This is a genomic window from Acinetobacter lactucae (assembly GCF_013122135.1).
Classification (GTDB): domain Bacteria; phylum Pseudomonadota; class Gammaproteobacteria; order Pseudomonadales; family Moraxellaceae; genus Acinetobacter; species Acinetobacter lactucae.
In genome coordinates this window covers 1409797-1431186 of the sequence record NZ_CP053391.1, presented here as the reverse complement: position 1 = coordinate 1431186, position 21390 = coordinate 1409797, and the positions used below count along the sequence as shown (strand labels likewise).

Here is a 21390-nt window from a genome sequence, read left to right as displayed (position 1 = left end):
TACACTTCTTTTCAATAGTATTATTTAAATTTACAAATGAGTTTCAAAATAACTACGGGTTTATAACCAATAAAAACTATTTAATAATATCTGGTTTTATATATAAAACTTTTATTTTTCACTATGAAATATATTAAAAACCATTCAACTTATCTATAAATTAATATAAATAATTGAATGGTTAAAATAAGCACTTGATTAAATTAACCAATACGTCGTTTTAATCCTGTCATTTGTAAAATACGAGTTGAAATCTCTTCAATTGACATTTCAGTCACATTTAAATATTTAATGCCTTCAGAAATATAAATTCCTTCAATTGCTCTAAGCTCCATTTGGCATTGGCTAAAACTCGCATAACGACTATTGGCTTTACGTTCACTACGAATCGCGACCAATCGCTCAGCATCAATCATTAAACCAAATAATTTATTACGATGAGCTCTTAATACTGCTGGTAAACGGTTATCATCTAAATCTTCTTCAGTTAATGGATAGTTTGCAACCCGAATACCGAATTGAAGAGATAAGTAAATAGAAGTCGGTGTTTTACCTGAACGAGAAACTCCAATTAAAATTAAATCTGCTTTATCATAATGACGAGTACGAGCTCCATCATCATTATCAAGTGCAAAATGAACGGCATCAATACGGGCTTTATAGTATTCAGAATCGGTTACCGCATGGGTCTGCCCCACCAATGTTGTTGGTGGTGTTCCAAGCTCTTGCTCAAGTTTGCTAATTAAACCTTCAAACACATCTAGGTTAACTGCTTTAGCTGTATTAATAATCTCTCGCACATGCGGATCAACTAAAGTATCAAATACTAAAGGTAGGCAACCGTCTTTGGTTTGGCATCGATTAATCTCAACTACCACATCCATTGCCGCCTCTTCAGTTGTAATATACGGCATGATGTGAATATCAAAATCTACATTGGGAAATTGTGCTAATAACGAATGTCCAAGAGTCTCGGCAGTAATTGCAGTTCCATCAGAAATAAAAAAAACACTCCGCTTAAATTGTTTACTTTCTGACATTAAAATTCTCCTTAAACATTTGTCTTAGTGCTATATAATCTTTATAGTAAACTGATCTTACATGACTGTCGCTTAGTATAATTCTCAACTAAGCACTTTATTTTTATAATTTCATGCCAAGATAGACATTAATACTGCAAAAGTGGAGTGAAAACTTTGGAAGCGCGCGTAATCGGTCTAGAAAAATTAGGGAAACACGATGTCGAACTCGTAGGTGGGAAAAACTCATCTTTGGGTGAAATGATCAGCCATTTATCAAATGCTGGTGTATCGGTACCTGGTGGCTTTGCAACTACTGCTGCTGCCTATCGTGAGTTCTTAGACCAAAGTGGTCTTAACGCTCGAATTCAAGCAGAACTTGCTCAACTCAACGTCGATGACGTAAATGCTCTTGCAGAAACAGGCGCTAAAATTCGTCAATGGATTGTAGAGACTCCACTCACTGCAACCTTAGAACAAGAAATTCGCGCCGCTTTTACAGCACTTTCTAACGGCAACCCTGATATCGCGGTTGCCGTTCGTTCATCTGCAACTGCTGAAGATTTACCAGATGCTTCTTTCGCGGGTCAACAAGAAACTTTCTTGAATATTCGCGGTATTGATAACGTACTTATTGCGATCAAAGAAGTATTTGCTTCTTTATATAATGACCGTGCAATTTCTTACCGTGTACACCAAGGCTTTGATCATGACGTTGTGGCATTATCAGCGGGTGTTCAGCGTATGGTTCGTTCTGAAACTGGCGCTGCGGGTGTAATGTTTACACTTGATACAGAATCTGGTTTCCGTGATGTTGTATTTATCACTGCATCTTACGGTTTAGGTGAAATGGTTGTACAAGGTGCCGTTAACCCTGATGAATTCTACCTATCTAAACCATTATTAAATGCTGGTAGACATTCTGTTTTACGCCGTAACCTTGGTTCTAAACACCAAAAAATGATTTATGGTGAAGAAGGTTCTGCTGGTAAATCTGTTGTTGTTGTTGACGTTGAAAAACAAGAGCGCCAACAATTCGCTTTAAATGACCATGAACTACAAGAGCTAGCTAAACAAGCACTTATCATCGAACAACATTACGGTGCTCCAATGGACATTGAATGGGCAAAAGACGGTGATGATGGTCAAATTTATATTGTTCAAGCTCGTCCTGAAACTGTAAAAAGCCGCCAAAATGTAGGCACGATGGAACGCTACCTTCTCAAACAAAGAGGTACTGTTCTTTGTGAAGGTCGTTCAATTGGTCAACGTATTGGTTCTGGCAAAGTCCGTATCGTTAACTCAATTAAAGAAATGGACAAAGTTCAAGAAGGCGACGTTCTTGTATCAGATATGACCGATCCTGACTGGGAACCGGTAATGAAACGTGCTGCTGCAATTATCACTAACCGTGGTGGTCGTACATGTCACGCAGCAATTATTGCACGTGAACTTGGTGTACCGGCTATTGTTGGTTGCGGTAACGCAACAGAAGTATTAACTGACGGTCAAGAAGTAACTGTTTCTTGTGCTGAAGGTGATACAGGTTTCATTTATGAAGGTGCTTTAGATTTCGAAGTTCAACGTAACTCAATTGAATCTATGCCTAAACTTTCGTTCAAAATTATGATGAACGTAGGTAACCCTGACCGTGCATTTGACTTTGCTCAAATTCCAAACGAAGGTATTGGTCTTGCTCGTCTTGAGTTCATCATTAACCGTATGATCGGTGTGCATCCTAAAGCCCTACTAAACATTGACAGTCTACCTCGTGAAACTCGTGCTGCGGTTTTAACTCGTACCGCGGGTTATGCATCACCTGTAGACTTCTATGTTGAAAAATTAGTTGAAGGTATTGCAACTCTTGCTGCTGCATTTGGTGACAAGCCAGTGATCGTTCGTATGTCTGACTTCAAGTCAAACGAATATGCAAACTTAATTGGCGGTAAGTTATACGAGCCTGAAGAAGAAAATCCGATGCTCGGTTTCCGGGGTGCAAGCCGTTATGTATCCGATAACTTCCGTGATTGTTTTGAATTAGAATGCCGTGCACTTAAGAAAGTTCGTGATGAAATGGGTCTAACCAATATTCAAATCATGATTCCTTTTGTACGCACAGTATCTGAAGCGAAACGCGTTATTGAATTACTTGCACAAAATGGTTTAAAACGTGGTGAGAATGGCTTAAAAGTAATCATGATGTGCGAATTACCAACTAACGCTTTGTTAGCTGAACAGTTCCTAGAGCACTTCGATGGTTTCTCAATTGGTTCAAATGACTTAACTCAGTTAACGTTAGGTCTTGACCGTGACTCAGGTATTGTTTCACACTTATTTGATGAACGTGATGCAGCTGTTAAAGCACTTCTTTCAATGGCAATCCATGCCTGTCGCAAAGCAGGTAAATATGTAGGTATCTGTGGTCAGGGTCCTTCAGACCATCCAGATCTTGCAAAATGGTTAATGGAACAAGGTATTGAATCTGTCTCTCTTAACCCAGACTCAGTTTTAGATACATGGTTCTTCCTTGCTGAAGAAAAAATCAAGCAAATCTAATATGTTATAAAAAAAGGCCCATCCGTGGGTCTTTTTTCATCTTTAGAATAGAGAATTTTTATTTATGCAAATTTACTTGGCACGTAATAATCAACAAGCTGGGCCTTACACTTTAGAACAAGTAAATCAAATGTTGGCGAGCCAACAAATTTTGTTAACTGATTTAGCTTGGCATGAAGGCATGACAGAATGGAAAGCTTTAGGAGAATTAACCCAAGGTAAACTTGTATATCAACCTATCGGTTATTCTGTACCTACAATAAACACGAATACATCAACTAATGAAACTATTCGTCAAATTCGTGTAGAACCTAAAGTTCATGAACTTGCGTCTATTCCAGCTCGGGCTTTAGCAAAAATTATTGATTTATTGCTTTGGTTACCAATCGCTGCAATTCCTTCCTTTTTCTTTAATGAAGCTCAATATAAGCAATTATTCGAGCTGCAAAAACAGATGCAATCCGCCGAAATCGCATCGACTAAAGCGGCAGAGTTACAACAGCAACTTTTTACCTTAATTCCGATAGAAGCTTGGCACTCAATGCTGCTTTACGTCGTAATTATGCTTGCTATTCAAGCCATTCTTTTAACGAAGTTTGGGCAAAGCATAGGTAAAAAAATCGTTGGAATTAAAATTGTAGATGCTGAGGATAATAGCAAGGTTAATTTAACCCGTATCTTCTTATTAAGAAGTATTGTTTTTATCATATTAAACTTACTGTTTATGCCGATCAGTACAATTATTGACTACGCTTTTGCATTAGGACAAAAGCGACAAGCTTTACATGACAAAATTGCAAGAACAAAAGTGATCAAATGATAGTGAATGACTCATTCATTTAATGTCTAAAAAAAGAGGAGGCACCCCGCCTCCTTTTTTCTATAGAGAGTTGATATTTAAATAAAAGCTCTATTGAAATTAAATACCCTACAAAAAAAATCGGGTTTTAAAACAATTATTTCAGCCTACTTTATGTATAGCTTAGTTTGTCGATATGAGGCATAATGCCCTACAACGTAGCGGTGTCATATAATTGAGAAGTCTAAATTTTAGGATTAGCGTTCTCAATCATGCGACACTTTAATCGCTATCCCATATTTAATTAGGGAATGGGACTCTTCACCGAGGTTGTAAAATGAGACAAACGATTTTAGCTGTATTGTCTTTATCAACGCTTGCCGCACTTTTGACTGGGTGTGGTGGTGATATGGTACTTCTAAACTCTAAAGGTCCAGTTGGTCAAGGTCAAAGTGACCTTATGATGACTGCGATCTATTTAATGTTACTTGTGGTGATTCCTTCAATCATCATGGCATTATGGTTTGGTTGGAAATATCGCGCGTCAAATAAAGATGCAGACTATAAACCTACATGGGCACACTCAACTGCAATTGAAGTTGTAGTATGGGGTATCCCTGTCATTATTATTGGTATTTTAGCTTGGTTAACTTGGTGGGGTTCCCACAAGTATGACCCATACCGTCCTTTAGAATCAGATAAAGCACCTTTAACTATTCAAGTTATTGCTGAACAGTTCAAGTGGATCTTTATTTATCCTGAACAAAACATTGCAACAGTTAACGAAGTACGTTTCCCTGAAAAAACTCCGTTAAGCTTTAAAATCACTTCTAACTTTACAATGAACTCATTCTTCATTCCACAGTTAGGCGGCCAGATTTATGCAATGGCAGGTATGCAAACTCACCTTCATTTGTTAGCAAATGAAACTGGTGTATATCGTGGTTTCTCTTCTAACTACTCAGGTTACGGTTTCTCTCAAATGCGTTTCAAGGCGCATAGTGTTACAGAGCAACAATTCAACGAATGGGTAGCAGCGGTTAAAGCAGGTAATGGTTCAACCATTAACCCAGAAGCAGTTCAAAAAACTACGCTTGACCAAGCTGAATTGGCAACCTTACGTGATGGTAACCGTTCTAAGCATCAGATCGAGCATTTAGTAAATCGTGCTAAAGCTGCTGGTGATGAAAAAGCAGTTGCTGAAGCTGAAGCTATGAAACCGTTCCCGACTAAGCCACACCCTGTGACTTATTACTCTACAGTTGAACCAAAATTGTTTGAAACAATTATCAACCACTATATGAGTAACTATCATGGTGTTGACCACTCTGCTGCACACGCAACAGCTGACACTCATGCTGCAGCTGAACACGCTGCTCAAGGGGAATAATACATGGATATGATTTTTGGTAAACTGGGTTGGGATTCTATCCCGACAGAGCCAATCGTACTTGTCACCATGGTCCTTATGGCAATTGGTGCAATTGCAGTGCTTGGCGGTATCACCTATTTCAAAAAATGGGGATATTTGTGGAAAGAGTGGTTTATTACGGTAGACCATAAAAAGATTGGTATCATGTATATCATCGTATCAGTTATCATGCTTCTGCGTGGTTTCGCCGATGCGATCATGATGCGTTTACAACTTTTCCTCGCTAAAGGCGGTGGTGAAGGTTATCTACATCCTGACCATTACGACCAGATCTTCACCGCACATGGTGTAATCATGATCTTCTTCGTAGCAATGGGTCTCGTTGTAGGTATGATGAACATCTCTGTACCTTTACAGATTGGTGCTCGTGACGTTGCTTTCCCATTATTGAACTCTTTAAGCTTCTGGTTATTCGCTGGTGCTGCTGGTTTGATGATGCTTTCACTTGTATTAGGTGAATTTGCTGCGACTGGTTGGATGGCTTACCCTCCTCTATCTGGCATTCAATATTCTCCTGGTGTAGGTGTTGACTACTATATCTGGGCACTTCAGGTTTCTGGTCTAGGTACGCTTTTATCTGGTGTTAACTTCTTCGTTACCATCATCAAAATGCGTGCACCTGGCATGAAATTAATGGACATGCCTATTTTCACGTGGACTTCACTTTGTACGGCTGTATTAATCATTGCATCATTCCCTGTATTAACAGGTACTCTTGCAATGCTTACTCTTGACCGTTACTTCGGCTTCCATTTCTTCACAAATGAGCTTGGCGGTAGCCCAATGCTTTATGTGAACTTGATCTGGACATGGGGTCACCCTGAAGTATATATCTTGGTATTACCAGCATTTGGTTTATACTCAGAAATCGTTGCAACCTTCTCTCGTAAAGCGTTGTTTGGTTACAAGTCTATGGTGTATGCAACTATCGCGATTACTGTTCTTGCGTTTGTTGTATGGCTTCACCACTTCTTCACCATGGGTGCTGGTGCAAACGTTAACGCGTTCTTCGGTATCATGACCATGGTTATTGCGATTCCTACTGGTGTGAAAATCTTCTCTTGGTTATTCACCATGTATAAAGGTCGCATCACCTTTACTACTCCAATGTTATGGACGCTTGGCTTCCTTGTAACATTCGGTATCGGTGGTTTAACTGGTGTACTTATGGCAGTTCCACCTGCGGACTTCTTGGTACACAACTCATTATTCTTGATCGCTCACTTCCATAACGTAATTATCGGTGGTGTGGTGTTTGGTATGTTTGCCGGCATCATTTACTACTGGCCAAAAATGTTTGGTTGGAAGCTCAACGAAGCATGGGGTAAAGCTGCGTTCTGGTTCTGGTTCTTCGGTTTCTATTTTGCATTCATGCCACTTTATATCCTTGGTTTCATGGGTATGACTCGTCGTTTGAATACATATGACAACCCTGAATGGGATCCGTACCTTGCGATTGCATTATTTGGTGCTGTTCTTGTTGCGATTGGTATTGCATGTTTCTTAATGCAAATCATCGTTGGTTTCTTACAACGTAAAGACAACATGGACCTTACTGGCGATCCATGGGATGCTCGTACGCTTGAATGGGCGACCTCTTCCCCTGCTCCGTTCTACAACTTTGCGCATGAACCAGATGCAAGCGGTATCGACCGTTTCTGGACTGACAAAGAAAATGGTGTAGCATACGCACGTAACACTAAATATGAAGACATCCACATGCCGACTGATCGTGCAGCTGGTTTTGTCATTGCAATGTTCATTACTCTTCTTGGCTTTGCACTCATCTGGCATATTTGGTGGCTCGTTGTTGTTTCATTCGTTGCAGCTGTTGTTAGCTTGATCGTAAGCTCATTCACTAAGAATGTTGATTACTACGTTCCTGCTGCGGAAGTTGAGCGTATTGAAAACGAACGCTATGCTTTACTTGAAAAACACTTGAAGAAGGACTAAGGAAATGGCTGAAGTACTTCATCACGACAACCACGGCCATGACGGTCATCATGAACATGATGATACTGATTTAACGGTCTTTGGTTTTTGGACATACTTGATGAGTGACTTGATTCTTTTCGGATCACTCTTCATTGCGTTCGCTGTATTAAGCAGTCATATCCCACCAGGAACTCCAAGTGCATATGACCTATTCCATGACTCACTAGGCTACGTGTTAACTGAAACATTCGCCTTATTGATTTCATCGGTAACTTTTGGTTTTGCTGTACTTGCATCTTATAAAAAGAATGTGAATCAAGTCATCACTTGGTTATTTATCACATTCCTTTTTGGTGCAACGTTCATTGGGATGGAAATCTACGAATTCCATCACCTTGTACATGAAGGTCATGGTCCAACTCATAGTGCATTCTTATCATCGTTCTTTACTTTGGTTGGTACACACGGTATCCACGTAACCTCTGGTCTCGTATGGATGCTTGTATTAATGTATCAAATCAAGACTAAAGGTTTGACTTTACCGAATACACGTCGTCTTGCTTGCTTAAGCTTGTTCTGGCACTTCCTTGACATCGTTTGGATCTGTGTATTCAGCGTCGTTTACTTAATGGGAGTTCTCTAATGAGTAGTCATGAGCATAATGCTGCTGGTGCGTCACACGGTAACTTTAAGCAATACACTGTTGGATTTATCCTTTCTGTTATCCTCACCATCATCCCTTTCGGGATGGTGATGGCGGGTGGTTTCAGTCGTGGTCTTTTAGTTACAGTGATTGCAATCACTGCGGTTGCTCAGGTCCTTGTACAACTTGTGTATTTCTTACACATGAATACATCATCTGAACAACGTTGGAATATGATTGCATTCATCTACACAATCCTTTGTATCGCTGTACTTTTAATCGGTTCTGTGTGGATTATGAATTACCTTCACTACAATATGATGATCTAAACTGATTGTCATGTTGAAAAAATATCTATTCCTGACTAAACCAGGAATTCTCTTCGGTAATTTCATTACCACCTTGGGCGGCTTTTTCTTAGCCGCCCAAGGCTCTATAGACATCTTATTATTACTTCTAACCCTACTCGGAACAACTTTAGTTGTAGCCTCTGGTTGCGTTGTTAATAATGTTATAGATCAAGATATTGATACAAAGATGCAGCGCACGCAAAACCGCGCACTTGTTAAAAAAACAATCTCTCCTACTATTGCGTTGATATATGCATTCGTACTTGGGGTAATTGGTTTTAGCATTCTGTGGTTCGGTGTAAATGGCTACGCATTTTTGTTTGCAATGATTGGTTTTATTGTCTACGTCGGTTTTTATAGTTTGTGGACTAAACGTACCTCAATCCATCAAACCGTCATTGGTAGTATCTCCGGGGCGAGCCCTCCTGTTATTGGTTATACAGCAGTAACTCATCAATTTGATGTGGCAGCCTTGCTTTTGTTTTTAGCATACGCTTTATGGCAAATGCCTCATTCTTGGGCAATTGCAATTTATCGTTTTGATGATTACAAAAATGCGGGAATTCCAATTTTACCTGTAGCACGTTCTATTTATCGTACGAAAATTGAATGTGTAATCTATATCCTGTTATTTGCATCTGTTTTGAATGGGCTATATTGTTTTGGCTATACCAATATATTCTTTTTAATTACCTTTAATGCTTTGACTGCATATTGGTTATATTTATCAGTTGTTGGATTTAAAGCCGAAAATGATCAATTGTGGGCTAAACGTTTTTTTCTCTACTCGGTCATATTAATTACCTTGTTAAGTTTGAGCTTTAGCTTTACCTATCAATCCCCTGCTCCAAATCTTCCTCTCTTTTAAACAAGAGAGGATTTCCTCTTTATAGTAAAGAAGTTTTACTTTTCTGATCAAAAGATTTGTTTTTAGTCGAACTTTTACCTATAATTCAGCCTTCGCAAATTTTGCGACATAACTTATTAAGTTATGACTCCTTGCTTCTAATTTTTTTATTAGGGGCTGTTTAAACCGTAAGGAGCTGACAATGCGTCATTACGAAATCGTACTTTTGGTACACCCAGACCAAAGCGATCAAGTTGTAGGTATGGTTGAACGCTATATCTCTCAGATCAAAGAAGCTGAAGGTCAAATTCACCGTTTAGAAGATTGGGGCCGTCGTCAATTGGCTTACCCAATTAACAAAATTCACAAAGCGCACTACATTCTTATGAATGTTGAATGTGGTCAAACTACGCTTGATGAGTTAGAAGAATTATTCCGTTATAACGACGCGATCATTCGTAACCTTATCATCCGTCGTGAACACGCAATCACTGAAGAGTCATTGCTTGCTAAGAGTGCTGAAGAAAAGCGTGCGCGTAAAGCTCAACGCGAAGAAGCACAGCAAGTTGCTCAAGAAGCTGAATAAGGAGAACATCAATGGCACGTTTTTACCGTCGTCGCAAGTTCTGCCGCTTTACAGCTGAGAATGTTGCGTACATCGACTACAAAGATATCGACACTTTAAAACAGTACATCACTGAAAACGGCAAGATTGTTCCTAGCCGTATCACTGGTACTAAAGCTCGTTATCAACGTCAATTAGCACTTGCTATCAAACAAGCTCGCTATTTGTCTTTGATTCCGTACACTGACAACCATAAGTGAGGTGATCTGTGGACGTTATCTTATTACAACGCATTAAGAACCTTGGTAAATTAGGCGATAAAGTATCAGTTAAAGCTGGTTACGGCCGTAACTTCCTTATCCCTCAAGGTAAAGCAGTTGCAGCTACTGAAGCTAACACTGCTGCTTTTGAAGCTCGTCGTGCTGAACTTGAGAAGCAAGAAGCTGAAGTTTTAGCTGCTGCTCAAGCACGTGCTGAACAATTGAATGAAGTTAACATCGTTATCACTGCTAAAGCTGGTGACGAAGGTAAACTCTTCGGTTCTATCGGTACTCGTGACATCGCTGACGCATTAACGAATGCTGGTCTTACAGTTGACCGTGCAGAAGTTCGTTTACCAAATGGCGCGCTTCGTCACACTGGTGAATTCAACATCGCAATCCAATTGCACCATGATGTTGTTGCAGAAGTTCTCGTTACTATCGTATCTGAGTAATTTCTCATCAAAAAAAGAGCATGCTTTTGCATGCTCTTTTTTTATGTTTAGAATTTTAAAACAAGATATATTAATTCCTGATCAGTTCTTTAGTTTAATTGGTTTTTTAATTAGGTAGTTTATTTAATTTTGTTTTAAGATAGTTCTCGGCTTTACAGCCTCTTTGTGTACACCTTCTTTATCATCAGGTCTAATTATGTCTCAGGCGAATGCCACTTCTTTAGCGCTTTCATCTCCAACAGAAAATAAAACGAGTGAATCAGGCCAACTTAAAGAGTTTCGCACTCCCCCACACAATTTAGCCATTGAACAAGCCGTTCTTGCTGCTCTCATGACAGTTGCCGAATCTTTTGAGCAAGTCAACGATGTACTCAAAGAAAATGATTTTTATGCAACTCGTCATAAATATATTTTTCGCGCAATTGAGAAATTAGCGCAGGAAAACTCACCCTATGATGCTGTCTTGGTAAGTGACTGGCTCTTAAAACAAAATTTACTTGATGCTATTGGTGGTGAAGAATATTTAATGCAGCTTATGGCTGATTCACCTTCAAGTTTCTATAACTTAGAAACTTATGCGACTAAAATTAAAGAATTTTCTACGCTACGCAGCATGATTAAAGTTAGTACTGAAATTTTACAAAATGCTTATGACACAAAAGGTCGTGGTGTTAGTGAAATTTTAGACTTGGCCGAAACGAGCATTTTCTCTCTAGCAGAACAACACAATAACAATAAAAAAGATGCAGGACCCAAATCTATCAGTTCTGTTACCGCAGACGTAATTAGTAAATTGGATGAGCTTTCAAAATTAGATGGCAATATTACAGGTTTGACGACTGGCTTCTTAGAACTTGATAATAAAACATCTGGTATGCAGCCGGGTGACCTAATTATTGTTGCTGCACGTCCATCAATGGGTAAAACTACTTTTGCCATGAACTTGGTTGAGAGCGTTTTGCAATATAACAAGTTACCTGCCCTGGTCTTTTCAATGGAGATGCCAGCAGACTCGATTGCAATGCGTCTTATTTCTGCAATGGGTAAAGTCCATCAAGGACATTTACGTTCGGGTAACTTAGATGCAGATGAATGGACCAAGGTGACGGGCACAATTTTGCAGCTTCAACAAATGCATTTGTATATTGATGACTCTTCTGCCTTACCTCCAACCGAACTGCGTGCCCGTGCGCGTCGTGTTGCCAAAATGCATGATGGTAAAATCGGTTGTATCATGGTCGATTACTTGCAGCTCATGAAAGTTCCAGGCATGGGTGATAACCGTGTAGGCGAGATTTCAGAAATTTCACGTAGCTTGAAAGCATTAGCGAAAGAAATGCAATGTCCTGTTATCGCACTTTCCCAGCTTAACCGAAGTCTGGAAAACCGTCCAAATAAACGCCCTGTAATGTCTGACTTACGTGAATCTGGTGCGATCGAGCAGGATGCCGACTTAATTATGTTTATTTACCGTGATGAGGTTTATAACAAAGAGTCCAAAGAAGCCGGCACCGCAGAGATCATTATTGGTAAGCAGCGTAACGGTCCAATTGGTTCAGTTCGTCTTGCTTTTGAAGGTCAATATACTCGATTTAGTAATCTCTCTCCTGAGTATTACAGCCAATATGATGATGAAGAATAAACTCTATCTCTAGCCCAAAGGAGTAAATGAGGGTGCGCCAAGCAACAGTTTATATTGACCGCAATGCACTTCAATATAATTTAAACCGTGTCAAACAACTCGCAAAAAATTCAAAAATTGTAAGTATGGTGAAAGCTAATGCTTATGGACATGGAATCAAAGACTGTTTAGCAGCCTTAAATGCATCAGATGCCTTTGGTGTCGCCTGCCTACAAGAAGGTTTGGAAATTCGTGAACTCGGATTTCAACAACCTGTCACTTTAATTGAAGGGGTATTTTCTGAAGATGAAATGCCGACTGCAATTGAACAACAATTTGAATGTGTGATTCACCATCAACAACAATTTGAATGGTTAATTAAACACAAACAAGCTTACATCGCCCAAGGTTTAAAAGTCTGGGTTAAACTTAACAGCGGCATGAACCGTTTAGGTTTTAAAAATCCAGAAATTATTGAAGTTATTAAGACTTTAAAATCTGAAGGATTTACTTGTGTACTTGCAATGCATTTCGCAAATGCAGATGTAGACCACCCGCTTAACGAACAGCAAAAACAACAATTCTTACAAGTTAAACAAGCGTGTGATCCAGTTTTAGCATCTTGCTGTAACTCTGCTGCTATTTATAAGTGGCCAGAATTACATTTTGATTATGTTCGTCCCGGTATCATGCTTTATGGCGCCTCACCTTTTGCCGATAAAACGGTTCACGAACTTGACCTAAAACCAGTAATGACTTTCTCAACAGAAGTAATTGCACTAAATCACATTCAAACGAATGAACATGTCGGTTATGGCTCTACTTTCTGTGCTAAGCAAGCAATGGATATCGCGATTGTTTCTATAGGTTATGGTGATGGTTATCCACGGGCTTATATTAAACAGAACTATGTCGCTATTGATAAACAGCTCTGTGCGGTTGTAGGACGAGTGAGTATGGATATGCTTGCAATCGATGTGACAGGTATGCAAGTAAAATTAGGTACCCAAGTCGAGCTCTGGGGCCAACATCGTTTAGTTGATGATGTCGCGGACGCAAATGGAACCATAGGATATGAATTACTCTGTCGCTTAAGTAATCGTCCTACTCGTAAAAGCAGTTAAATAATAAAATATAAAAAAATCCAAGCATGCTTGGATTTTTTTATTTAAATATTCAAAATTTTATCGCCAATAATCATCAGTAGGTTTTGGCATTTCCTGTAATCCACGACGTAAAGTATCCGACCATTGTTTACTAATCTGTGAAAAATAAGGATCATCTTCGGTAATTCGTTTTCCCATTGGAATCACAAAACTATCTTTGATGTACACCAATGCATCAAGTGGCAAGCCAACAGAAACATTTGAGCGTAAAGTCGAATCAAAAGAAATCAGGCTACAACGCAATGCATCATCTAGTGGCATTGCATAATATAAAGCTCGATCCAGAATAGGCTTTCCGTATTTACTTTCACCTATTTGAAAATAAGGTGTATCTGTCGTTGCACAAATAAAATTGCCCTGAGGATAGACATTATAAAGTTGCATGTCACCACCTTTAATCTGTCCCCCCACCAAAATACTACAGGCATAATTCATTTGTTCTTGAGTGTCTGAGCTAATATCTTCTAAAACAGTTTTTAAGGTTTTGCCAATTAGTTCAGCCGCCTCAAACATCGTATTAACACTATATAAATTAGGTTCTTGCTGCAAAGTGAGCGCATTTTGCAAATGACCAATAACGGCTTGCGTTGTTGCTAAGTTACCTGCGGTTTGCAAAGCAATAAAACGTTCTCCGGTAACGCCAAAAGTATGCAGTTTTCGGAACACAGAAATATGGTCAACTCCTGCATTGGTCCTCGTGTCACTAATAAACACTAAACCTTGTTCCAATCTTAGCGCACAACAATAGGTCATTTCATTCTCTTTACATTCAACATGCCAACACTTGAACCACAGACATCATACTCTCAACTCCACCTTGCTCTCTTACACCACGAATAGGTGCTACATCGAGATAGTCACGACCCACAGCAAGGTAGATGTGATGTTTGGGTGTAAACAACTGATTGCTTACATCAAAACAATACCACTGATTTTCTAAAAATACCTCCGCCCAAGCGTGACTGGCAAGGTGCGGATAGTTTTGATCAAATAGATAACCAGAGACATAACGTGCAGGTAATTGTAGCGCACGACACATTGCAATTAAAATGTGAGCATGATCTTGGCATACACCTTGCCCCGTATGAAATGCTTCAATCGCAGTTGTCTGAACCGAAGTACTTTCAGGCTGATAAAGTATTTTTTGCAAAATATATTCGCTTAATAGCGCTATATGCTGTCGATCTTTGACCACTACAATATTTTTGGCAAAGTCCAACATTTCCGAATCACATCGAGTTGCACCTGTCATCTGCAAAAACAAATTAGTTGGTGTCGAGAGATTTACATAACCCAGCTCTACATCTTGAAGCTCAATAATTCCTTGGGCCATAAAAGTAAGATGTTGGTATGAATAACGTTGACTAGCCGTCATCCATACATTGTTAAATATATCTCTTTTTATCGTTTTATCGCCCGGCACGCTAATTGCCCAATTCATAACATGTTGATGAGGCGATGTCTGAGGCATCATTTTAATATACTGAATACTATTTCGAGCAGTTTCAGTATAGCTATAATGCGTTTGATGATTAACCATCAATTTCATAATCAGCCCTCAAACATATTTTCCAACTGCTGTGTAAAAGTATAGTAAGCGTCCCATGTAAGTTGCTGCTTCAGTACTTGCCAATTTTCATCTATATTTTCCCAATTCAAATTAGCGAGCTGTTGCACCACAATATCTAGCTCTGATATGAGAACAGATAAATCTTGTCCAAAACGAAGTTCTATATCAAATTGCTCTATTTTTTGGCCTAAATGCAAAAATAAACGAACATCTTCATGTTCCGCTTCTAATATTTGAGTGCATTGTTTGACAGCTTTATTCAATGCATTAGGTTCGGGTAGAAGCGTGTTGATCACATTATTTAATTCTGCATAAGCGTGTGATGACAAAATACCTCTTAGTTCCTGAATATTATCTTTAGCAATAATGAGCTGGTTCAGTAATGAAAATGTTTGCTTCTTGTCTAACATATAGTGATTTAGTAATTCAGCATTTTCTATGACCAAACCAAATGCTGCTGCAAATTTTGTTGCTTTCTCATCTTCTGTAAAGGGTAAATGAGAAGCTGCAAATTTAACTCGCATCAAATATCGACCCAACCAATATATTTGATGCGCACTCGAATTGAGTAAAACCATAAAGTTCCTCTTTAACCCACAATCAGGAATGTAATGTTTCGACAACCCATGTATCTTTTATACCGCCACCTTGGGACGAATTTACAACTAAAGAACCAGGCTTCATGGCCACGCGTGTTAAGCCACCAGGTACAATCTCTGTACGATATGGTGAACTTAGTACAAATGGACGTAGGTCAATATGGCGCTCAGCCACCCCGCCTGTCGTTAAAGTTGGGGCAACAGATAAAGCTAGAGTTGGTTGTGCAATGTACATATGAGGCATCGCAATCAATTTTTTTCTAAACTCATCAATTTCACTCGAGCTTGCTTTAGGCCCAATCAACATGCCATATCCACCCGAACCTTGTGCTTCCTTCACGACTAATTGATCAAGATTAGAAAGCACGTAATCTAAATGTTCGTCTTTACGACATTGATAAGTAGGTACATTTTTTAGAATTGGTGTTTCATCCAAATAATATTGGATCATTTGGTCTACATAAGGATAAATAGATTTGTCATCAGCCACACCTGTTCCAGGTGCATTTGCAATCACCACATTTTTCTGCAAATAAGCAGACATAAGGCCTGCTACACCCAACGCACTGTCTGGTCGAAATGCTAAAGGATCTAGAAAGTCATCATCTAAACGGCGATAAATTACGTCTACTTTTTGACGCCCACGAATAGTTTTGACAAATACCTGATCATTTTCTACAAATAAATCTCGATTTGTAACCAGTGGCACATCCATTTCACGTGCTAGAAAAGCGTGCTCATAATAAGCACTATTAAAACGCCCTGGTGTTAGCACCACAATAAAAGGTTGATCTGCAGAAGAATTTTCTTGCAATATTTCTTTTAAAAGTTTTGGATAATGCTCAATTCCTTGTAAATTATTGGCTGTACATAGCTCAGGCATTAATTTCTGGCTAATATTTCGGCTCTCAATCATATAAGACACCCCAGAAGGTGTTCTCAAATTATCTTCTAATACAAAAAACTCCCCTTCACCATCACGGATAATATCGATCCCGCTAATTTGTGAATAGATTTTTCCTTTTAAAGAATGTTTAAGCATATGGGGCTGGAAAGCATCATTTCCCATAATTTGTTCTTCGGGAATGATTTGTTCTTTTAAAATATGTTGTCCATGATAAATGTCATCTAGGAAATAATTTAATGCCTTAACACGCTGTGCACATCCCGAGGCAATTTTTTCCCATTGCTTTTTCTCAATTACTCTTGGAATTAAATCGAAAGGTATGGTGCGCTCCGTTCCTTCTTTATCGCCATAAACATTAAAAGTAATCCCATGATAAAGAAAATGCTGTTTTGCTTGGGTATTTAACTCCTTTAACTCATCTAAAGTACGGATGCTTAACCATTGTTCAATTTTTTTAGAAGCTGCACCATTCGATGTGACATCATCAAGCATCTCATTAAAGAACTGTGATTTAAGTTGCTCAAAGAGATTGGTTTGCACAGAAATATGTTCTAAAAAAGAGGTTGGGTTAATGAGTGCTGTTGTTGTCTGCTCTTGTATAAAAAAATCATTATCTAGATGTAATTCATGCTCTTGTTCTGACATAACCACCTCGTCTTATCATTTATCTATATTTCATTTTTAAATAAGCAATTTCAGTGCCACTTATATATCTCTAATACTTGTTCGGCATCATTGTTATAACTTTCTTCTAAATCTTATCATCGTTTGCCCAATGGGCTATAAACTGAATCTGACAAACTTGCTAAATCTGTAAAGATTTTTTATTGTGTTGACACCAAAGCAATTGGATATAGATGTATTACGCTTATGTCTGTAATAGAAAAAGAAACTTCGAATAGTTTATATCGCCAATGGCAGATCTTGTCTCGCCTACCGACCGGTAAATGGATCGGGACTCGAGAATTACAAGAAATGCTTGAGCGAGAAGGTATTGAAATCAGTTTAAGGACTATTCAGCGTGACTTAAATCAAATTGCTCAGCGTTTTCCGATAGAGAGCAACAAAGCCGTACCTCAAGGCTGGCGGTGGCAATCCGATGCGCCTATTCAAAGCTTACCTCACATGACAAGTTCTCAAGCAGTGACATTTATGATGGTTGAGGAGCACCTTAAGCACTTACTTCCCCCGAGTCTGCTTGATGAGATGGGGCCATGGTTTGATTTGGCCAAACGTAGTCTTTCTACTCAAAATAATGTGAGACAGTGGATTAACCGTGTACGTATTGTTCCTGCAAGCCAACCTCTTATTCCGCCTGTAGTTGATCGAAATGCTCAACAAGCAATTTATGAAGGCTTGCTTCAAGACAAGCAAATTGAATGTATTTATAAAGCACGGATAAATCAGGGAGAAGACAGAACCTATGTTTTAAACCCTTTGGCTTTGGTACAAAAAGGTGCAGTCATTTATTTAATTTGCACACGACATGACAAAACCGAAGTACAAACATTTGCCTTGCACCGTTTTAAATCAGCAAAAGTATTAGATAGTCGAGCACTGCATCCAGTCAATTTTGATATTGATCATTATATTGACTCAGGGGCTTTAGGCTTTAGAGTGGACTATAACCAACCAACTGAATCAATTCAGCTCACCTTAACCATGACCGAGCAAACTGCTAAAACTTTTTATGAAAGTCAGTTGAGTAAAGATCAAACCATTACCCCAATTGAAGAAAATATTGTCGAAGTTACGGCGACCGTTCCATTTACATCCCAACTGGTGTGGTGGTTACGGAGTTTCGGTAAAAAACTGCTCCATATTGAACCAGTTCAAGTACACAATGCTGTACGAGAGATTGAAACTGATAGTAAGTAGATGTAAAAAAAGAGAACCATAAGGTTCTCTTTAGATTTTGAATTATAATTTTCTTAATTTTATATTCTTCTTATAATTTTACTTGTGTTCAGATCAAGATGTTCTCCCCCACCAAAACTGATCTGCTCTTTCTTTTGCGCTATTTTGAACATGAACATTGGCATGCCATTTCATATCCATTGTAGCGAATTGATTTCATTGTCATGATTAAAGCCCTCTTGTTTGAACGTGAATTCAATATAACTGGCGGCTTAAAATATGTGAAATAAGAAAAAAAGGAAGCAAAATCTCTTTTCCTCCTTAGGAAGTTTCCATATATTTTTTGAACAGAAAATAAAAAGGCCCAGTCTTAACTGGGCTAGAAAATTACGCTAAAAGATCAAACACGAATAAAACCAATATGATCACTCTTAAGAACTGATTCACTAGTTTCAATTGAAGAGGATAATAACTTAATAACCAAATAATTAATAAAGCAGCAAAACTGAGTATACCAATCCAATAACATATACCGATAGACTCCCCCCAATGATAAATTGAAAGAGCCAATGCGATTACTAAAATGCTATAACCAGTGATCAAATACCAAATATTGTATTTTGCTTGCAAAACTTTTTGAAACACTTGTTGTTGATGACGAGACATAGAAAAACAAATGTGTAAAAAACCAAGCAGACACAAAAAATAAATAAGGAAAAAATCAATCATTGACCTTCTCCTCTCGCAACAACACTTTCAAGGTTTATATTTTTTTTAGTTTTGTGGATACCAGCTACTTTGTGTTTTTTTACTTTATAAAAAATAAACAACAAAATCATTCCAAGAGCCAAACTCATCAAATCAAAAGTTGCTACTACCCATTGAGCCTCTGCAATACTGCTCCAGATTACTCGCCCACCTGTTAAAGCATTTAAGAGAGGAATAGCACAAAATAAAATAGCACCGAACAAAAGTTGCTCTAACCAAGCATTTCGATGTGTGCGTAAAGCCGCATGTAGCAAAGTTAACAGCCATACAATAAAGAATATTTTAATTTCTAAAAAACTACGATTTTCAGTGGCAACTGGAATTAAACGGTTTGCGTAAAAATAACCAGCTGTTGCAATTAATAAACCAGAAATTGATGCAATATTTAAAACCTCAACCAAACGATAGCCAAAATTTTTATAGCCCTGCTTTTGTTGCTGAGGTGCACGTTTGATACACCAGAGAACTAATCCTGATGCAACCATTACTGTTCCTAAAATACCCGAAAAGAATAATAGCCAACGTAGTCCCAAATCAACACCACGGGCTTCGTGTAATACAGTAACGGTATTATAAATACCGATAGGAACACTAATTTTGAGCTGTTGAGGCTGAGAGATTAACTCACCTGTAACACCATTAAAAATTAGTGTTGGAACAATCGCTCGATTTAAAATACTTTCTGAGTATGTAGCACGGATTTCTACCTCACTGTTTTGACGGTTTGGTGAAATGATATTGAAGGACGCAACTGGATTATCGCCCCATAATTTTTGTGCTTGAGCTAACATTGGTGTTAAATCAGCAAGAGGTGCCTTTTCAACCTCCAAACGACTTCTTTCTTTATTTAATCGACCCTTTTCCCCTTCACCATGTCCAGTGCGTTTACTGCTATCAAGTTTTTGTGAACTAGAAGCGAGTTCAGCAGATCGGATAGTTTCTCCATTCAGCTGCGCGCGCTGTGCTTGTAAAAAATGCAGCCTTCCCTCTGGAAATAAAGCAGAAACACCGTAAGGCATTAATGAGTACATCAATAATAGTAAGCCACTAAACATAATCATAATATGAAATGGCAAAGCTAGTACTGCTGTTGCATTATGGCCATCCAACCAAGAACGCTGCCCTTTGCCCGAACGAAATGTAAAGAAATCCTTAAAAATTTTTTTATGTGTAATCACACCACTGATAATCGCGACAAACATAAGTACTGTCGCGATACCTACAATCCAACGTGCCCAGCCACGAGGCAGGCCATAAAGCTCAAAATGAAAACGGTAAAGAAAACCACCTCCACGAGTTTCACGTGGCTGAAGTTTTTCACCAGTGACTGAATCCAATATGACACGTTCACCACCTCGACGTGCTCTTGGATCTTCGTTTTCACCACGAATCGTAATATCAGTCGTGGTACTGCGTGCATTTGGTAAATTGATATTCCATGCCGAAGCATTTGGAGCATTTTGCTGTAAATAAGCGATAGCTGATTGTAATTGCTGAGACTGATCTTTACGATTTATGGACTGATGTAGTTCAGGCTTCATCCAAATGGAAATCTCATTTTGAAAAAAGCTTAATGTTCCCGTCACAAAAATTGCATATAGCAACCAACCTAGAACTAAACTCGCCCATGTATGTAACCATGACATCGACTGACGCGGGCTTTCTGCATTTCCATCAATACGCATTATATTATTCCTTTCAGTCCCCAATAGAATATAAATAAAAGTACCGATGGAATCACAACTCCCCATGTTGCTCTTTGAGTACTATGATTTATAAAAACCCATATAAATACAGAAATATAAATAATAAAGGCTAACATTGTTGCAGATAAAACAGCATCTACAGGATGAGCTTTGAATAAATAACTCAATACAACACAGGCTAAAGCAGAAAGAATATATCCACCGATACCAGCTAAAATAAATCGATAAAAAATCATCCATCTATATTTTGCAGGAACTACTTTATGTTTTACTTTTCTTTTAATCGAACGTTCTTCTGCAATTAAATTGCATGGTTCAGTCGTTAACATATGAGA

Annotated in this window: 21 protein-coding genes; 13 read left to right on the top strand and 8 right to left on the bottom strand. The window is 38.6% G+C overall.

The genetic code is table 11. From position 1 onward, the window contains the following. Positions 1-203: 203 nt before the first annotated feature. The gene (gene ppsR / locus HLV59_RS06655; RefSeq protein ID WP_016145814.1) at positions 204-1040 is read right to left on the bottom strand and encodes a posphoenolpyruvate synthetase regulatory kinase/phosphorylase PpsR; all 837 of its coding nucleotides are present in this window, start codon (positions 1038-1040) and stop codon (positions 204-206) included. Between the two features lie 147 nt (positions 1041-1187). Here ppsR and ppsA point away from each other — a divergent pair, with 147 nt between their 5' ends. From ppsA to alr, 12 genes are all read left to right on the top strand, one after another. Continuing rightward, positions 1188-3575 (top strand): phosphoenolpyruvate synthase, encoded by a 2388-nt coding sequence (gene ppsA, locus HLV59_RS06650; RefSeq protein ID WP_171068076.1) that lies wholly within the window; start codon positions 1188-1190, stop codon positions 3573-3575. A 64-nt stretch (positions 3576-3639) separates the two neighbouring features. Then, complete coding sequence (locus HLV59_RS06645) at positions 3640-4395, top strand: RDD family protein (protein WP_171429592.1); 756 nt, start codon at positions 3640-3642, stop codon at positions 4393-4395. A gap of 316 nt (positions 4396-4711) precedes the next feature. Continuing rightward, the gene (gene cyoA / locus HLV59_RS06640) at positions 4712-5764 is read left to right on the top strand and encodes a ubiquinol oxidase subunit II (protein WP_016145817.1); all 1053 of its coding nucleotides are present in this window, start codon (positions 4712-4714) and stop codon (positions 5762-5764) included. A 3-nt stretch (positions 5765-5767) separates the two neighbouring features. Then, a complete protein-coding gene (gene cyoB, locus HLV59_RS06635) occupies positions 5768-7759 on the top strand; it encodes a cytochrome o ubiquinol oxidase subunit I (RefSeq protein WP_016145818.1) in 1992 nt (663 codons plus the stop codon). A gap of 4 nt (positions 7760-7763) precedes the next feature. Next, positions 7764-8384 carry a cytochrome o ubiquinol oxidase subunit III gene (cyoC, locus tag HLV59_RS06630; RefSeq protein ID WP_016145819.1) on the top strand — a complete coding sequence of 207 codons (621 nt, stop codon included), beginning with the start codon at positions 7764-7766 and terminating at the stop codon, positions 8382-8384. After that, on the top strand, positions 8384-8713 hold the full coding sequence (locus HLV59_RS06625; protein WP_000094534.1) for a cytochrome o ubiquinol oxidase subunit IV: 330 nt from the start codon (positions 8384-8386) through the stop codon (positions 8711-8713). The genes cyoC and HLV59_RS06625 overlap by 1 nt, the downstream gene beginning before the upstream one ends. Before the next feature lie 10 nt (positions 8714-8723). Next, positions 8724-9602, top strand: a complete 879-nt coding sequence (gene cyoE / locus HLV59_RS06620; RefSeq protein ID WP_171429591.1) for a heme o synthase — start codon at positions 8724-8726, stop codon at positions 9600-9602. Between the two features lie 181 nt (positions 9603-9783). Next, positions 9784-10167 (top strand): 30S ribosomal protein S6, encoded by a 384-nt coding sequence (gene rpsF / locus HLV59_RS06615; RefSeq protein WP_002119610.1) that lies wholly within the window; start codon positions 9784-9786, stop codon positions 10165-10167. Positions 10168-10178: 11 nt separating this feature from the next. After that, positions 10179-10406: a 30S ribosomal protein S18 gene (gene rpsR / locus HLV59_RS06610; RefSeq protein ID WP_000090661.1), complete on the top strand. Its 228-nt coding sequence runs from the start codon at positions 10179-10181 to the stop codon at positions 10404-10406. Between the two features lie 8 nt (positions 10407-10414). Next, positions 10415-10861: a 50S ribosomal protein L9 gene (gene rplI, locus HLV59_RS06605; protein ID WP_000382591.1), complete on the top strand. Its 447-nt coding sequence runs from the start codon at positions 10415-10417 to the stop codon at positions 10859-10861. A 196-nt stretch (positions 10862-11057) separates the two neighbouring features. Next, positions 11058-12503 carry a replicative DNA helicase gene (gene dnaB / locus HLV59_RS06600; protein ID WP_002119718.1) on the top strand — a complete coding sequence of 482 codons (1446 nt, stop codon included), beginning with the start codon at positions 11058-11060 and terminating at the stop codon, positions 12501-12503. 32 nt (positions 12504-12535) lie between these two features. Beyond that, positions 12536-13606 (top strand): alanine racemase, encoded by a 1071-nt coding sequence (gene alr / locus HLV59_RS06595; protein WP_171429590.1) that lies wholly within the window; start codon positions 12536-12538, stop codon positions 13604-13606. Positions 13607-13666: 60 nt separating this feature from the next. Here the strand turns inward: alr and HLV59_RS06590 are convergent, their stop codons facing one another. The 4 genes from HLV59_RS06590 to HLV59_RS06575 are packed head-to-tail and all read right to left on the bottom strand — an operon-like array spanning position 13667 to position 17369. Then, the gene (locus tag HLV59_RS06590; RefSeq protein WP_002119721.1) at positions 13667-14401 is read right to left on the bottom strand and encodes a proteasome-type protease; all 735 of its coding nucleotides are present in this window, start codon (positions 14399-14401) and stop codon (positions 13667-13669) included. Positions 14402-14417: 16 nt separating this feature from the next. Then, entirely contained in the window at positions 14418-15197 is a 780-nt protein-coding gene (locus HLV59_RS06585) for a transglutaminase family protein (protein ID WP_171429589.1), read from the bottom strand. A gap of 2 nt (positions 15198-15199) precedes the next feature. Next, positions 15200-15796, bottom strand: a complete 597-nt coding sequence (locus HLV59_RS06580; RefSeq protein ID WP_171429588.1) for an alpha-E domain-containing protein — start codon at positions 15794-15796, stop codon at positions 15200-15202. Positions 15797-15818: 22 nt separating this feature from the next. Next, complete coding sequence (locus HLV59_RS06575; protein ID WP_171429587.1) at positions 15819-17369, bottom strand: circularly permuted type 2 ATP-grasp protein; 1551 nt, start codon at positions 17367-17369, stop codon at positions 15819-15821. Positions 17370-17594: 225 nt separating this feature from the next. Between HLV59_RS06575 and HLV59_RS18575 the strand changes: the two genes are divergently transcribed. Continuing rightward, positions 17595-18602 carry a helix-turn-helix transcriptional regulator gene (locus HLV59_RS18575; RefSeq protein ID WP_213033156.1) on the top strand — a complete coding sequence of 336 codons (1008 nt, stop codon included), beginning with the start codon at positions 17595-17597 and terminating at the stop codon, positions 18600-18602. A gap of 366 nt (positions 18603-18968) precedes the next feature. On the opposite strand, the gene HLV59_RS06565 is transcribed toward HLV59_RS18575, so the two are convergent. The 3 genes from HLV59_RS06565 to HLV59_RS06555 are packed head-to-tail and all read right to left on the bottom strand — an operon-like array spanning position 18969 to position 21384. Beyond that, a complete protein-coding gene (locus HLV59_RS06565) occupies positions 18969-19247 on the bottom strand; it encodes a DUF3325 domain-containing protein (protein ID WP_267313494.1) in 279 nt (92 codons plus the stop codon). A 59-nt stretch (positions 19248-19306) separates the two neighbouring features. Next, a complete protein-coding gene (locus HLV59_RS06560) occupies positions 19307-21034 on the bottom strand; it encodes a PepSY-associated TM helix domain-containing protein (protein WP_171429585.1) in 1728 nt (575 codons plus the stop codon). After that, positions 21034-21384 carry an iron transporter gene (locus tag HLV59_RS06555; RefSeq protein WP_228721993.1) on the bottom strand — a complete coding sequence of 117 codons (351 nt, stop codon included), beginning with the start codon at positions 21382-21384 and terminating at the stop codon, positions 21034-21036. The genes HLV59_RS06560 and HLV59_RS06555 overlap by 1 nt, the downstream gene beginning before the upstream one ends. Positions 21385-21390 lie beyond the last annotated feature (6 nt).

Bases quoted from the DNA above. Each gene is read 5' to 3' on its own strand.
- ppsR (WP_016145814.1), bottom strand. From the start codon at position 1,040: ATGTCAGAAAGTAAACAATTTAAGCGGAGTGTTTTTTTTATTTCTGAT.
- HLV59_RS06645 (WP_171429592.1), top strand. From the start codon at position 3,640: ATGCAAATTTACTTGGCACGTAATAATCAACAAGCTGGGCCTTACACT.
- cyoA (WP_016145817.1), top strand. From the start codon at position 4,712: ATGAGACAAACGATTTTAGCTGTATTGTCTTTATCAACGCTTGCCGCA.
- cyoB (WP_016145818.1), top strand. From the start codon at position 5,768: ATGGATATGATTTTTGGTAAACTGGGTTGGGATTCTATCCCGACAGAG.
- cyoC (WP_016145819.1), top strand. From the start codon at position 7,764: ATGGCTGAAGTACTTCATCACGACAACCACGGCCATGACGGTCATCAT.
- HLV59_RS06625 (WP_000094534.1), top strand. From the start codon at position 8,384: ATGAGTAGTCATGAGCATAATGCTGCTGGTGCGTCACACGGTAACTTT.
- cyoE (WP_171429591.1), top strand. From the start codon at position 8,724: ATGTTGAAAAAATATCTATTCCTGACTAAACCAGGAATTCTCTTCGGT.
- rpsF (WP_002119610.1), top strand. From the start codon at position 9,784: ATGCGTCATTACGAAATCGTACTTTTGGTACACCCAGACCAAAGCGAT.
- rpsR (WP_000090661.1), top strand. From the start codon at position 10,179: ATGGCACGTTTTTACCGTCGTCGCAAGTTCTGCCGCTTTACAGCTGAG.
- dnaB (WP_002119718.1), top strand. From the start codon at position 11,058: ATGTCTCAGGCGAATGCCACTTCTTTAGCGCTTTCATCTCCAACAGAA.
- HLV59_RS06590 (WP_002119721.1), bottom strand. From the start codon at position 14,401: ATGACCTATTGTTGTGCGCTAAGATTGGAACAAGGTTTAGTGTTTATT.
- HLV59_RS06585 (WP_171429589.1), bottom strand. From the start codon at position 15,197: ATGAAATTGATGGTTAATCATCAAACGCATTATAGCTATACTGAAACT.
- HLV59_RS06580 (WP_171429588.1), bottom strand. From the start codon at position 15,796: ATGGTTTTACTCAATTCGAGTGCGCATCAAATATATTGGTTGGGTCGA.
- HLV59_RS06575 (WP_171429587.1), bottom strand. From the start codon at position 17,369: ATGTCAGAACAAGAGCATGAATTACATCTAGATAATGATTTTTTTATA.
- HLV59_RS18575 (WP_213033156.1), top strand. From the start codon at position 17,595: ATGTCTGTAATAGAAAAAGAAACTTCGAATAGTTTATATCGCCAATGG.
- HLV59_RS06565 (WP_267313494.1), bottom strand. From the start codon at position 19,247: ATGTCTCGTCATCAACAACAAGTGTTTCAAAAAGTTTTGCAAGCAAAA.
- HLV59_RS06560 (WP_171429585.1), bottom strand. From the start codon at position 21,034: ATGCGTATTGATGGAAATGCAGAAAGCCCGCGTCAGTCGATGTCATGG.
- HLV59_RS06555 (WP_228721993.1), bottom strand. From the start codon at position 21,384: ATGTTAACGACTGAACCATGCAATTTAATTGCAGAAGAACGTTCGATT.